Consider the following 14,448-nt stretch of genomic DNA (forward strand, 5'->3'; position numbering starts at 1 on the left):
CGGTCATGATGTCAGTGCAGAGCCGTGCCCAATCGGCTCCTCGAACGGATGGGCCTGGAAAATCCGCGCCGTCTCCACCGCCCCGAATCTTGGCTGCACCCATGAACCGCGGGGAAAGCGCTTACGCCAGTGCCGACCGTGTAGTTGTCGCAAACCCCGCACCTTTTCGAAGTTGGCGTGCCACTCGTAACGGCGTCTGCCCACGGTGGCGACGGCGGTCTTGTGGCCAAAGTGGTTGACGTAGGCCATTTCAGTGACATACAGGCCAAATCCGGCATCGCGCGCCCGCAATGCGAGGTCGAGGTCGACTCCCCAACCGTGTCGCCGGAATGTCTGCAGGTTCAGTCCGCCGATCGTCCGCCAGCACTCCCGGGACAGGGCCAGCGCGGTTCCCTCGATCACCGATACACTGCGATACCGCTGAATTGGGCGGTAATCCGCGGCGGCCGGCTTCTCAGTTGCCTCGGCAGATGGGAAGCCATGGTCGATGGCGGGCCCGACGATCCCTGCGTCGCCGGGAAGTCGTTGGTCGACCAACGCGTCGACGAAACCCTCCGAAATCCGGGTATCGTTGTTCAGTGTCATTGCGTGCGAATAGCCCTCGGAGAAAGCGATCCGAAAACCCAGGTCACTGCCGCCCGCCCAGCCCAGGTTTCGTCCGGGCCTGACCACCCGTTCGGCGCCGAGCGGCACGTAATCTCCCGCGTTGTCGACGATGAGGTAATCTGCGCGTTCACGCTCCAGGTCGTGTACGAGTGCATGGGTGTACTCATGCTGTCCGTACACGGGCACCGAGATCAACAGCGCCGCAGAGTCTTTGTGCATTCGGCTCCTCACTTTTCAGGACGACGTCTAGGGAATGGCTCGGGTGAGGCCCGGTTGAAGCTTCTTTCCGGTGATTCGGGACTTCAACCTCATGGCGGGCTTCTCGATCAGAAACCAACTCATCGCGGCAAAGGGCAAAGTCGCGGCGGTTGTGACGATCGCGAACACAAGCGTGCTCATCGCGCCGAGTCCCGCCATGACGAGGACCTGCTGGATCGGGCAGGCGTAGATGTAGGTGCCGTACGACAGGTCCGTTCGCAAATTCAGCCGCTGGTTGTGGATCAGAGCACCGGAGACGATCACCGTGTATGCGAGCGGTATGGCGCCGGCCAGTCGATAGTCCGGCAGCCACAGATTGGCCGCCAGCACAACGGCCGCGCTTACCGCGACAAGCGACCACCGCGCCGGAATCACAGCACGGAAGCGGTGAATCAACCCGCCGGCCGCGAACATGACTGCCAGCCGCGCTGTCCGCTCTGCCACCGTTCCCCCGTCGAGCGGACATGGAGCCAGCACCGACCAGACCACGGCCAGCGCAAAGACCGCCGGGAAAAGCCAGCGGCGACCCAGTATCCCGACCAGACCGAGAGCGCCGACAGCAATGTACAGCAGCACCTCGTACTGCAATGTCCACAGCGAGCCGTTCCACATGCCCGGAAAAGGAACGCCGCTCGGTGTTCCCGTGATGTCGAACTGCACATATGCGACCGCGCTGTTTCGGAAAACGAAGCGCAGTGGCCCACCGGACGTCAGTAACTGGGCCGCCGAACCCCCTTGTATCGCAACACCGATCGGCGCGATGACGAACGCGGTCACGAACAGACAGGCCCACATCCCGGGCAGGATGCGAAGTCCGCGGGCGAGTGCGTAGCTGCGCAAACGCGGATTGCCGAGCCAACTCGCGGGAATGAGAAACCCGGATATCGCAAAGAATCCGTCGACAAAATCTTGAGTCGCAAACTGGTGCAGGGCATATGCCGGCAACGGGCGTCCCGTGAGCACCAGGGAGTGCCAGACGATCACCGCCAGCGCCAACCCCAGTCGCCAGGCATTGAGCGCATTGGCTCGCGGGTCGAACACGTGCCCGAGCGTCCGGCGCGGTTTACTTTCGGCCGGCTCAATGCCCGGCAATGTCGATGTTCCGCTGCAACCTTGGGGGGTACCGGTCATCGCAAGGTGCCCCCTAACGGTCCAGGCGCGCGAACTGACCCTGCTGGTAGAGCTCGACACACGATCGGCGTCTCACTTTGCCGCTGGTCGTGATCGGAATCGAGCCCGCCGGCACAATGACGATGTCGGCGACGCTGAGGCCATGCGACGTCGAGATCGCGGCGGTGACGTCGTTTTTGACGGCAGTCAATTTGTTCACCAGCTCATCCCCTGTGGCGCTTTGATTCTTGAATTCAGCCACGGCTACCAGCTTTTCGGTTCCATCATCGGGAACCGAAATCGCCACGCACCGACCGCGGGTGATCGACTGGATCGTTGCCTCGATGTCGTCGGGAGAGTGGTTGCGGCCGTAAACAATCAGCAGATCTTTGATGCGACCGATGATGAAAAGCTCGTCTTCGTAGAGGAAGCCGAGATCCCCGGTTCGCAGCCAGGGCTCATCGGGGGTGTCCGCGGAGCAACCGGCCAGTCTGGCGCCAAAGGTGTGCTTGTTCTCCGCTGGATTGCGCCAATAGCCAGGCGCGACATTGGGTCCGTGCGCCCAGATCTCCCCGACGGCGCCCGCCGCGCATTCGACGTGGGTGTCGGGGTCGACGATCCGTAGCAGCGGTGATCGCGGCACCCCGTAGCTGACGAGCGCTGTGCCGCCGGGATTTTCACAAGGCTTCGGTCTACCGTCAGCGAGACTGTCGGAGTCGAAATGAACGACCCGTGGCGGCTCGCCGGCCTGCCGAACCAGCAGATACACTGTGGCCTCGGCCATTCCGTAGGAGGGCCGCAGCGCCTTGGCGGGAAAGTTATACGGGGCGAACCGGTCGCTGAAACGTTTGAGCGTCGCCGGCTGTACGCGCTCGCTGCCGTTGATGATGCCGACGACGCTGCCGAGATCGAGGCCGGCCATGTCCTCGTCGGACGTCTTTCGGGCCGCCACTTCGAACGCAAAGTTCGGTGCAGCCGAAAAAGTGTGGGTGTGGCCCGCAAGCAGCTGCAGCCACCGCGCCGGGCGCGCCAGGAACGAGACCGGGCTGGTGAGCACGGCGTGGGCGCCGGCCATCAGCGGGACGCACACTCCGACCAGCAAACCCATGTCGTGATAGAACGGCAGCCACGACACAAACGTGGCGTCTGGCGGGGTGACATTTCCGAACTCGGAGAAATAATCCGACATCATCTGCTCGAAATTGGCCATCAAGTTCCGGTAGGTGATCTCCACGCCGGCGGGTGCGCGCGTAGAACCCGAGGTGTACTGCAAATAGGCCGTGTCTGAACGACCGGCCCGGCCGGGCCGTAATCCGCTGCGGGCAGCGAGATCCAATTGATCGACCTCGACCAGATCGGGAGGGGTGCCGCTGCGCTGCGCCTTGACGTAGTCGGCCACGTCACCGGCGACCGCAGACGTGGTCAGAACAACCGAAGGCGCCGCGTCGAGCAGCACCGAATTCACCCGTTCGTCGACCACACCACCCACCGGTACGGCTAGCGGAACTGGTATGAGCCCAGCCTGCAGCGTGCCGAAAAAAGCGTCGATGTAGTTGAGTCCCTGCGGTGCCACAATGACCGCACGGTCACCGGTTGACCCATGAAGCCGCACTGACCGGGCGACATTCTGCGCCCGCACGTACAGCTGCGACCAGGTTATCGTCTCGGCAGTGCCGTGCCAGTCCTGCTCGTAATCAAGGAAAGTGAACGCCTTGTCGTTTGGTTGCAGACTGGCGCGCTCACGCAGGATATCGGGAATGGTCACGTCGGCCACAGCGTCACCTTACCGCCGTAAGCAGTGGGCGCAATCGTTATACGACGCCGAAATACGTTGACGGACAATGACTGACACATCAGTCAGTTACAGGCTGGGTGCTCGCCCATCCGGTGGCCAGCTCTGCACGTCTGCTTCCAGCGGCACCTGCAGACTCTGCAGAATCGAGGAGACCATCCGCCAGGCGCCGATCGCGGTCACCAGTTCGACCAGTATCGCGTGATCGGATCCGAACACCTGCCGGCACGCCGCCCAGCTCTCCGGGCTGACCGCGCCGTCGCGCACGACGTCGTCGGTCGCGGCCAGCACCGCCTGCTCGGTCGGTCCGAATGCCCCGTAGGAACGCCAATCCCGAACGCCCAACAGGTCATCGGCGCTGACCCCGAGTCCCTGTGCGACCCGCCAGTGCTGAGCCCACTCGTATTCGCACGCCGTCAGCCACCCGATCCGCATGATCGCCAGCTCGCGCAGCCGCGAATCCAGCTTGCCCTGCCACAACATTCGGGCGAGCAGATCGTTGAGGCCGGACGCGAGGTTAGGGTGATTTAGCAGAACCTGAAAAATAGCCAACTCTGCCATGTAGTCCGGGACGCCCGCCTCATCCGCAGCGGCTCTGGCCTCGTCCAGCGGTAGACGGGGAACACGGCTCTCTCGGTCAGATGTCACGGTGCTGGGTCAAATCTGTTAGCCGGCAACGGCCCTCGTCTCGGCGAAAGGCGCACCGAAATCGGCGACCCGCTCGAAGCCATCCTTGCGGGCCGCGGCGGCGCCCATCCGGGACAGTGCGCTGATCGCAAGGAGTCCGGCGTGGTCGACGAGCACGAACGGCGTCAGCAACCGGTTGTGCACGAAACCGATCGCCAAGCCGCTATCCGGGTCGGCCCACCCGACGGAGCCACCCAGTCCGACATGGCCGAATCCTGGTACCAGACCCAACGGCAGTTGGTGGTAACCGAGATGGAACGACAGCGGGATCACCAGGTTGCCGTCCGGCCGCGGACTTCGCCGGCCGACGAGTCCGGCTGTCACCTCGGGTGACAGGAACTGCGTGCCGTCCATCCGCCCGCCGTTGGCGAGCGCGCCGTACATCCGCGCCAGACCGCGTGCCGTGGCCACCCCGTTGGCCGCTGGAATCTCCGCGTCCAAAAACGGAATATCGCCCTGCGCAACCGCTTTCACACCCGGAAAGTACATCGAGCTGAAACCGGCGGCCTGCGGGATCGAGGCGATCATCGGCGCCACCGCGTTGAACACCGGGTTTTGCAATGCGATCTGCGGCATGATGATCTGAGCGGGTCGGGTCGCGGCGTCGCCGGGCGGCCGACCGAGATGCAATCCATCGGTACCCAGCGGTTCCGCGAGTTCTTCGCGGATCAACTGCCGCATGCCTTTACCGGTGACTGCGCGCGCCAGCCCGGACAACAGCCAGCCGTAGGTCAACGCGTGGTAGGCCGATCGGCCGTACGCGTAACCGGGACGGGCCGCCGCGAGGCGACGCTCCATCAGTTCATGGTCCAGGAGGTCGTGCTTGCTGGCGCCACGCAGAGCCGACAGCCCCGCTTGGTGCCGCATCAGCTGACGGACCGTGATCTCGGCTTTCCCATTGGCCCCGAATTCGGGCCAATAATGGGCGACCGGAACGTCATACCCGACCAGACCCCGGTCGACGAGACGATGGATAACAGTGGAGGCCATGCCTTTGGTCGCCGAGAACACCATGCTGGCCGAATCGGCCGTCCACGGCACCCGGCCGCGCCGATCCGCATAACCCGTCCACACGTCGACGACGGGTTCCCCGTCGAGATAGACCGCCAGCGCCCCGCCGCCGAATCGGCGGCCGTGAAACATGCCGGCGAAATTGCGCACCGCGCAGGCGAAATGTGGGTCGGCGGCGCCGTGAACACCGCGCGGCAGCACGAATCGGCGATTGCCCACGGCTTCGGGGGTCATACTCACGAATCTACCGTTTCACTCTACGATCAAAGCGGAAGTTGTTCATTCGTTATGGAAGCTAGCTTCAATATTTGCTCAGCAGCAAGGGCTGGCGTCAATTCACCTGTCAGCACCTGGCGCTCCACGTCCGTGCGAGCTTTGCGGACAGCGGGATTGGACATCACCCGGTCCAGCACGGTGTCGCGGACCATCTGCCAGGTCCAGTCCACCTGCTGGGCCCGGCGGCGTGCCTCGAACTCGCCGGCGTCGGTCAGCACCTCGCGATGCCGCACGACGGCGTCCCACAACTCTTTCAGACCAGTGCCTTCCAATGCGCTCATGGTGAGAACCGGTGGTCGCCAGAGGGTTTCACGGGGGTGGATCAGCCGGATAGCCCCGGAGAGTTCGCGAGCAGCCTTACGGGCCTCGGTCAGATGGTCGCCGTCGGCCTTGTTCACCACCACGATGTCGGCAAGCTCGAGCACGCCCTTCTTGATGCCCTGCAACTGATCGCCGGTCCGCGCAAGGGTGAGGAAGACGAAGGTGTCGACCATGTTGGCCACCGCAACCTCGGACTGGCCGACCCCGACTGTCTCGACCAGGATCACGTCAAATCCGGCGGCTTCCAGCAGCACGATGGTTTCGCGGGTGGCTTTGGCGACCCCGCCGAGGGTGCCCGAAGTCGGGGAGGGACGCACGTAAGCATCGGAATGCGTTGACAGTTGCGGCATCCGGGTCTTGTCGCCGAGGATCGATCCCCCGGTGCGGGTCGACGACGGGTCGACGGCCAATACCGCAACCCGGTGGCCACGTCCGATCAGGTACATGCCGAGCACTTCGATGGTGGTCGACTTGCCGACGCCAGGCACCCCGGTGATGCCCACGTGCAGGGCGCTGCCGGATGCCGGCATCAATTGCAACAGCAACTGCTGCGCGCGAGCACGATGATCGGCACGCGTCGACTCCACCAGCGTGATCGCCCTCGCCAGCGCGGACCGATCACCACCGCGGATGGCTTCGGCGAGATCCCGGGGCGTCACGCCTCGACCCCTCGCGTCGCGAGCGTAACGCCACCGCGAAAAACCAAGCCGGATTTCGCAGTGACGTTACACTCGCGGGCTGGTTCGAGCATCAGTCCAGCGTGTATCCGTGTCGTTCCGCCAGCTTGTGCAGCAAATCGCGCGCCGCATCGGCAATTACCGTGCCCGGCGGGAAGATCGCGGTGGCACCCGCCGCGTACAGCTCGTCGAAGTCTCCGGGCGGGATCACGCCGCCGACGACGACCATGATGTCCGGGCGACCGACCTCGGCAAGCGCGTCGCGTAGCGCCGGCACCAGTGTGAGGTGGCCTGCCGCCAGCGAGGACACCCCGACGACGTGGACATCGTTGTCCGCGGCTTGGCGGGCGACCTCCGCCGGTGTGGAGAACAGGGCGCCGACGTCGACGTCGAATCCGATGTCGGCGAACGCTGTAGCGATCACCTTCTGCCCGCGATCGTGGCCATCCTGCCCCATCTTGGCCACCAGAATGCGTGGCCGGCGCCCGTCTGCCTCGGCGAACTTCTCGACGAGTTCGGTTGCGTCAGAGAAGGAAGTCATGTTCCCGCCTCCCGAAGCTTCGTCGCGGTACACCCCGGCGATGGTGCGGATCTCCGCTTGGTGACGGCCATAGACCTTCTCGAGCGCGTCGGAGATCTCGCCGACGGTGGCCTTGGCGCGAGCGGCGTCGATCGCCAGTGCCAACAGGTTGTTACCGAGCCCGTCCGTACCAGCGCGACCATGCGCCCCGGCGGCACGCGACAGCTCGGCCAGTGCGGCCTCGACCGCAGCCTGGTCCCGATGTGCCCGTAGCTCTTCGAGTTTGGCCAACTGCTCGGCCCGCACCCGGCTGTTCTCGACCTTGAGGACCTCGATCTCCTGGTCCTCTTCGGCTTGATATTTGTTGATACCGATCACCGGTTGGATGCCGGAGTCGATACGGGCCTGGGTCCGCGCGGCGGCTTCCTCGATGCGCAGCTTGGGAATGCCTTCGCTGATCGCCTGCGCCATTCCGCCATGCTCGGCGACTTCGGCGATGTGAGCGCGTGCCCGCTGCGCGAGCTGATAAGTCAGCCACTCCACGTAATAGGAGCCGGCCCACGGGTCGATCGGTCTGGTGGTCCCCGACTCCTGCTGCAACACCAGCTGAGTATTACGTGCGATCCGGGCCGAGAAGTCGGTCGGCAGGGCCAGCGCCTCGTCGAGAGCGTTGGTGTGCAGTGATTGCGTATGGCCCTGAGTGGCGGCCATCGCTTCGATGCAGGTACGTGCGACGTTGTTGAAGGCGTCCTGTGCGGTCAGCGACCATCCAGAGGTCTGCGAATGGGTCCGCAACGACCTGGATTTTGGGTTTTTGCTTCCGAATCCGGCGACCAACTCGCTCCACAGCAGCCGGCCCGCGCGCAGCTTGGCGACTTCCATGAAGAAGTTCATCCCGATGCCCCAGAAGAACGACAACCGGGGCGCGAACTTGTCGATGTCCAGGCCGGCGTCCAGGCCGGCCTGGATGTAGTCGACACCGTCGGCCAGCGTATAGGCCAGCTCCAAATCCGCTGTGGCGCCCGCCTCTTGGATGTGGTAGCCAGAGATCGAGATCGAGTTGAACTTCGGCATCTTCGCGCTGGTGTAAGCGAAGATGTCGGAGATGATGCGCATCGACGGCTGCGGCGGATAGATGTAGGTGTTGCGCACCATGAATTCTTTGAGGATGTCGTTTTGGATGGTGCCGGCCAACTTTTCGGGTGCCACCCCCTGCTCCTCGGCGGCCACCACGTAGAGCGCCAGGATCGGCAGCACGGCGCCGTTCATGGTCATCGAGACCGACACCGTCGACAGGTCGATGCCATCGAAGAGCTGACGCATGTCCAAGATGGAATCGATTGCCACACCGGCCATTCCAACGTCACCCTGCACCCGCGGATGATCAGAGTCGTAGCCGCGGTGGGTGGCGAGGTCGAACGCCACCGACAGACCCTTCTGTCCGGCCGCAAGGTTGCGGCGGTAGAAGGCGTTGGACTCCGCGGCTGTGGAGAACCCGGCGTACTGCCGGATGGTCCAAGGCTGGTTGACGTACATCGTCGGATAGGGCCCGCGAACGAACGGCGGCTCGCCGGGAAAGGTGTTCAGCGGATAGCCGGCGGATTCGGCGCCGGCGCGGTCGGCGCCGATGTAGACGGGTTTGACGTCGATGTCTTCCGGGGTGTGCCAAACCAGCTGGTCCGGGGTGTACCAGTGCGCGGCCGCGGCCGCCGCGACGTGCTTTTCCACCATGTCGTCGGTCGGGGCCGCAACGCTGCGCTCATCGTCGAGCGGAACGTCGGCGAAGTTACCCACCGTTGGCGTCGTGATCGTCATCGCCGCTATACCCCCAACCGGTCCAGCAAGCTTGAAAGGGTCTCTACCGCATTGATTTTGGCGGTCAGGAAGTCGTCGGGCCGGTGTTCCGCTTCCGCTACCGCCTGCTGCGCGCCCGCCAGGCACACGTGCGACACCCCGGCGCTGCGCGCCGCCGCAACGACATCGGAAGCCTCTGCGCCATAACGACTGTCCGTCCCGCACACCACCGCAACGGCCGGCGCACCCGCGTCCGCCACCGCCCTGGCGACGCCATGGGCGTCGACCGACCCGGGGTTGACTGCCTCAATCCCGCCGGATGCCAGCAGATTGGATGCGAACGTGGTCCGAATGTTGTGCTCTGCCAACGGCCCGAGCGGCAACAGCAGCACCTGCGGACGCGACCCGCTGCGGGCCAAGTGGGCATCTGAACGGTCACGCAGCGCTTCGAACTCGGCGGCGTAGCGGATGAGTTTCCCGGCCGCAGGCGGCGAATACTGCGAAGCATGCTGCGGCAAAGCCGGTTCGGCGACGTTCGGGTATTCGTTGACACCGGTGATCGCAGTCCTGCGATGAGCGATGTCGTCGGCCCGCTGGTCGGCTATCTCAGCGATCTGCCCCGCGATGTAGGCGACGGCGTCGACGAATCCGCCGTGCCGCTCGATGGTCTGAAATTTCTCCCAAGCATGGTGGGCCAACTGGTTGGTGAGGTCTTCGACGAACCACGACCCGCCGGCAGGGTCCAGGATGCGGCCGACGTGCGACTCTTCGAGCAGTAGCAGTTGGATATTGCGGGCCATCCGGCGCGCGAAACTGGTTGCCAAGCCCGGGAATCCGCCTTCGATTGCGACATCGAACGGGTACACCAACACGGTGTCGGCGCCGCCGACGCCCGCCCCGAACGCGGCCAACGTCGTCCGCAGCATATTGACCCACGGATCGCGTTGGGTCATCATCGGCAGCGATGTCTCGGCATGCACGACGGCCGCGCCGCGGTCCGGTGCACCGAGTACCGCGGCGACGCGTGCCCACAATCGCCGTAGTGCCCTGATTTTGGCGATCGTCAGGAATTGGTCGTCGTCGGCAGCCAGCCGAAAGCTGATCTGCGTCAACGCCTCGGCCGCCGGCAGGCCGGACTCGGTGAGCTCCCGCAGGTAGCACACCGCGGCGCCGATGCTGCCGGCGAGTTCCCACGTCGCGTTGGCCCCCAGATTGTGGAACGCGGGGCCATCGACCGTGATCGCCCGGACCCCGGTCTGTTCGGCCACCCGCCCGGCCATCTCGACGGCCTCCGCCAGCCTTGCGGCCGGCCGCTCGCTGAGCGCCGCGGTCAGCGGGTCGGCGCCCAGATCGATCGACAGGATGTCACGCTGATCGGGTTCGACCCGGCTGACGAGTTCGAGCGCCACGTCGGCGGCGGCCCGATAGTCGGCGCCGGCATCCAGCATCACCGGGGCCATGCTCAGATGAACGCCTTGCAATACCTTGTCCAGTTGGGCGGGCACCACCCCTGAGTCCCCCACCCGAACCAGCAGCGCGCTGACGCCCTCGGCCAGCCCGGCCAGCACCGCGGAGTTGACGTCGTCAGCCGCATCCCCGGCCACCGAGTTGGCCGGGAACGCCTCGGCGACTTTCCAGCCGGATTTGACGTCGCGCAGCGCGTCGGCGCCGCGAACAAAGGGCCACTCACCGGGCAGCGGCGGCTCGGGTAGCTCATCGAGCCTTGTGTAGAGCGCCCGGACCGCGACCGCTTCGTAGGTCTGGGTTTGCAGCATCTGCTCGGGCTCGGGTCCAAGCTCGTCAGCGTTGCGTCGCGTGCTCTTGGCCACGACCTCGGCCACCGCTGAGCGCCAGCGGGCCAGACCCTGCTCCAGATCGTCAGGTTCAGCGGACACATCGACTGACACCGGCGGCTCCCCATCTCAGTATGTGGCAGGTCAGCACGTGACATCCCGACGCTGGTCTGTTACCCGACAACCAGGCTAAATGATGACCGATAGTGTCGCGGCACACACTGCGGTGGACTCGATGAAACCATGCCGCCCCTTCAGGTAAGGAGGACCTTACTAACATAGATCAACTAACATCAGTCTGATCATGCGCACTCGACCGCAAAGCGCCCACGACCGATCCAGCGCGTCGATCATGCTTGCGCAGCTGGCGCCCGGAAAGCGGGCAGTGGTGGTAGGAACGGTCCCGCATGCGAACCCGATCATCGTGAAACGTCTCGTGCAGTTGGGCTTCCGAGCCAAGGCCCATGTCGACGCCATTCGTCGGGCTCCGCTGGGCGACCCAACCGTATACCGAGTCCACGACACTGAGCTGTGCTTACGCCGCCGCGAGGCCGAGCTCATCGAAGTGCTTCCCGAGACCGACCAATGACAGCGTGCCATGGCGTCGAGGGCTCCGCTGTTGCCGTCGCAGGCATCCGCCGGGTCGCCCTGGTCGGCAGCCCCAACGCCGGCAAGACCAGCGTGTTCAACCGTCTGACCGGATTGCGGGCCAAGACCGGCAACTACCCCGGTGTCACCGTGGGCCGAAGCGTCGGCACAACCAGCGTCGACGGCATCGACATTGCCGTCGAGGATCTGCCGGGCACCTACAGCCTCGACCCGATCAGCCCCGACGAACAGGTGGTGACGGACCTGCTGGCAGGCAGGTGTGCGGGCATCGACCCACCCGATGCGATCGTGCTGGTCGCCGACGTCACCACGCTGCGCCGGTCGATTCTGTTGATCGGCCAGGTGCTGCGGCTGGACATGCCATGCCTGCTGGTCCTGACCATGGGCGACGAGCTGGCGGCGCGCGGCGGACATATCGACACCGACGCGCTGTCGGCGGCACTGGGCGTCCCGGTGACCGCGGTAGTGGCGCACCAAGGATCGGGAATCGACGGCGTGCGGGCGCAGCTGACGTCGTCTGCCCGATGGCAGCGCCCGCCGGTGCTTCCGCCGATCGAACCCGAAGACATCGACGCATGGGGCCAGTCGGTGCTCGATGCGTCTGATTACGTTGCCCCGCAATCAGATCGACGCACCCAGCGCGTCGACCGGGTGCTGCTGCACCCGCTGTGGGGGACGGTCATCTTCTTCGCAGTGATGTTCTCCTTCTTCCAGATGTTGTTCACCGCCGCAACGCCACTGCGCGACGGCATCGCCGCCGGGTTGACCTGGCTGGGTGGTCAGGTCGCCGAACACATCGGAAACCCCGTTCTGCGCGGACTGCTGAGCCGGGGCATCATCGACGGCGTCGGCACCGTGCTGCAGTTCATTCCGCAGATCGTGCTGCTGTTCTGTCTGCTCGCCTTCCTCGAGAGCGTCGGTTACATGTCACGGGCGGCGTTCCTGATGGACCGGGTGATGGCCAAAACCGGCTTGGAGGGGCGGGCGTTCGTCGCGATGCTCTCGTCGTTCGCCTGCGCGATTCCCGGCATCATGGCGACCCGGACGTTGCCGTCGTCGCGCGACCGGATCGCCACCATCGTCACCGCGCCGCTGATGACGTGCTCGGCACGGTTGCCGGTCTACACCTTGTTGGTCGGGCTGTTGGTGGCGCCGCAGACGCGGTGGTGGGGGCTCAGCGCGCAGGGTGTCACGATGTTCCTGCTCTATCTGGGCGGCGGGATGTCTGCGCTGGTCGCGGCGGGGGTGGTCAAGTCCACGATTCTGCGCGGCGACCTGTTGCCGTTCACCATGGAACTGCCGCCCTACCGGCTCCCGTCGCTGCAAGCGATGCTGGCCGCTATGTGGAGTGCGGCACGGGTGTTCCTGCGCAAAGCCGGGACCATCATCCTGGCCGCCTCGCTGTTGTTGTGGGCGTTTCTAAATCTGCCGGTCCGCGACACCGAGACCCGGGGCATGTCGCCGACCGACGCCACCGCCTACGTGATGAATCACAGCTATGCCGCCGACGTGGGTCGCGCCGTGCAGCCGGTGTTCGCGCCACTGGGTTTCGACTGGCGCATCGACATCGCGCTGGTCGGCTCGCTGTCGGCCCGCGAGGTTTTCGTCTCGACCCTAGGCCAGGTGGCGGCGGCGTCCGACCCGCAGACGCCGCACCAAGCGCTGGCCACCATGACCGACGACAAGGGCGCACGCATCTTCACCGCGCCGACGGTGATCGCACTGTTGGTGTACTTCATGTTCGCCTTGCAGTGCATGTCGACGATCGCCGTGATGCGTCGCGAAACCAACACCTGGAGATGGCCCGCGTTCGCGTTCAGCTACATGTTTGTGCTGGCCTGGGTGATGGCGTTCGCTGCGCGCTCGATTGCGTCGGGGCTGGGCGCATGATCCCGATTCACGCCACCGCCACCGCAGACCCACAGCAGGTGCGCTGGGTGGTCGAGGCAGACCGGCTGCCGGCCCGCGGCGCCGTACGCCGGGCCCCGGGACGTCTCGGTGAGCTGCTTCACGACGGGGTGCTCGACGACGTCGAAGTGCGCTCGGCCGATGTGTTGACCACCCTGCACTCCGGGCACAGCTGGCGCGTAGTGGGCGACGACGTCCGTCAGGCGCTGTCCGACGCGCTTCTGGATATCGCCGGCTGGCTCGTCGAGCCGATCGCCGACGACACGGCCGTATTGGCTGCGATCGCTGCCGAGTTGCTCGCCGGCCCGATCGGCGCGCTCGCCGAATCCCACGGCGGCTCGATCGCACTGGTGTCGGTCGAGGGCGACGTCGTCAGTGTCCGGTTGTCGGGCGCCTGCCACGGATGTCCGGCGGCCGCCAACACGCTGCACGACAACCTGCAGCGCGAGCTCGCCCGACGGTCCGGTGAAAAATCCAGGTCATCAGCGAAAAAACCTCCGCCGCAAAGCCGTTGGGGCGCAAACTACTGTCGTTGATCGTCCGCTGACGCGATATTCGCTACCGGAACGTAGGCTGCACGCTGTGACAGGCCCGGTCATCAGCAGGTTCGCCGGCGCCCTGCGGCTGCTCGCTTGCGCGCTGGATTCAACAGCGCGTCAGGTGTCCACCCGCCGGTTGCTCCTGACGTCGGTGGCGGTGGCAGTCCTGATCGCGCTGGCGCTGCTCATCCGGTTACCGTCTGCGGTGGAGCTGCGGGACTGGTCGGCATCGATAGGTGGGTGGTGGTTTCCGCTGGCGTTTCTGGCCGCTCACATCGTGGTGACCGTGTTGCCGTTTCCCCGTACCGCGTTCACCCTGGCTGCCGGGCTGCTGTTCGGTCCGCTCCTGGGAGTCGTATTGGCGGTGACGGCCAGCACCGGCAGCGCACTCGCAGACCTCTTACTGGTTCGGGCCGGCGGCTGGCAACTCAACCGCTTGGTACGCCATCGCGCCGTCGAGCGGCTCGATTCCCGGCTACGCGAGCGGGGCTGGGTCGCGGTGATGTCGCTGCGGCTGATCCCGCTGGTGCCGTTCGCGCCGCTCAAT

General features: G+C 65.2%; 12 protein-coding genes. 4 read left to right on the forward strand and 8 right to left on the reverse strand.

Annotated elements, in window-relative coordinates:
* Window positions 1-3 precede the first annotated feature (3 nt).
* From AC2VOG_RS04740 to mutA, 8 genes are all read right to left on the reverse strand, one after another.
* Window positions 4-825: a glycosyltransferase family protein gene (locus AC2VOG_RS04740; protein ID WP_486938765.1), complete on the reverse strand. Its 822-nt coding sequence runs from the start codon at window positions 823-825 to the stop codon at window positions 4-6.
* 27 nt (window positions 826-852) lie between these two features.
* Complete coding sequence (locus AC2VOG_RS04745; RefSeq protein WP_486938766.1) at window positions 853-1,905, reverse strand: acyltransferase family protein; 1,053 nt, start codon at window positions 1,903-1,905, stop codon at window positions 853-855.
* A gap of 103 nt (window positions 1,906-2,008) precedes the next feature.
* A complete protein-coding gene (locus tag AC2VOG_RS04750; RefSeq protein ID WP_486938767.1) occupies window positions 2,009-3,748 on the reverse strand; it encodes an AMP-binding protein in 1,740 nt (579 codons plus the stop codon).
* A gap of 87 nt (window positions 3,749-3,835) precedes the next feature.
* Entirely contained in the window at window positions 3,836-4,414 is a 579-nt protein-coding gene (locus AC2VOG_RS04755) for a carboxymuconolactone decarboxylase family protein (RefSeq protein ID WP_486938768.1), read from the reverse strand.
* Between the two features lie 18 nt (window positions 4,415-4,432).
* Window positions 4,433-5,698 carry an esterase/beta-lactamase LipL gene (lipL, locus tag AC2VOG_RS04760; protein WP_486938769.1) on the reverse strand — a complete coding sequence of 422 codons (1,266 nt, stop codon included), beginning with the start codon at window positions 5,696-5,698 and terminating at the stop codon, window positions 4,433-4,435.
* Between the two features lie 29 nt (window positions 5,699-5,727).
* On the reverse strand, window positions 5,728-6,720 hold the full coding sequence (meaB, locus tag AC2VOG_RS04765) for a methylmalonyl Co-A mutase-associated GTPase MeaB (RefSeq protein WP_486938770.1): 993 nt from the start codon (window positions 6,718-6,720) through the stop codon (window positions 5,728-5,730).
* A 91-nt stretch (window positions 6,721-6,811) separates the two neighbouring features.
* Window positions 6,812-9,073 carry a methylmalonyl-CoA mutase gene (gene scpA / locus AC2VOG_RS04770; RefSeq protein ID WP_486938771.1) on the reverse strand — a complete coding sequence of 754 codons (2,262 nt, stop codon included), beginning with the start codon at window positions 9,071-9,073 and terminating at the stop codon, window positions 6,812-6,814.
* A gap of 5 nt (window positions 9,074-9,078) precedes the next feature.
* The gene (mutA, locus tag AC2VOG_RS04775; RefSeq protein ID WP_486938772.1) at window positions 9,079-10,959 is read right to left on the reverse strand and encodes a methylmalonyl-CoA mutase small subunit; all 1,881 of its coding nucleotides are present in this window, start codon (window positions 10,957-10,959) and stop codon (window positions 9,079-9,081) included.
* Between the two features lie 190 nt (window positions 10,960-11,149).
* Between mutA and AC2VOG_RS04780 the strand changes: the two genes are divergently transcribed.
* The 4 genes from AC2VOG_RS04780 to AC2VOG_RS04795 all read left to right on the forward strand — a co-directional run.
* On the forward strand, window positions 11,150-11,434 hold the full coding sequence (locus AC2VOG_RS04780; RefSeq protein ID WP_486938773.1) for a FeoA family protein: 285 nt from the start codon (window positions 11,150-11,152) through the stop codon (window positions 11,432-11,434).
* Window positions 11,431-13,344: a ferrous iron transporter B gene (feoB, locus tag AC2VOG_RS04785; RefSeq protein ID WP_486938774.1), complete on the forward strand. Its 1,914-nt coding sequence runs from the start codon at window positions 11,431-11,433 to the stop codon at window positions 13,342-13,344. Before AC2VOG_RS04780 ends, feoB begins: the two co-directional genes overlap by 4 nt.
* Window positions 13,341-13,898, forward strand: coding sequence for a NifU family protein (locus tag AC2VOG_RS04790; RefSeq protein WP_486938775.1), 558 nt, complete (start codon window positions 13,341-13,343; stop codon window positions 13,896-13,898). The genes feoB and AC2VOG_RS04790 overlap by 4 nt, the downstream gene beginning before the upstream one ends.
* 46 nt (window positions 13,899-13,944) lie before the next feature.
* Window positions 13,945-14,448, forward strand: a 504-nt coding sequence (locus AC2VOG_RS04795; RefSeq protein WP_486938776.1) for a TVP38/TMEM64 family protein, incomplete at its 3' end; no start/stop codon positions are given.

The sequence above is a fragment of the Mycobacterium sp. TH-M11 genome (genome assembly GCF_057473725.1).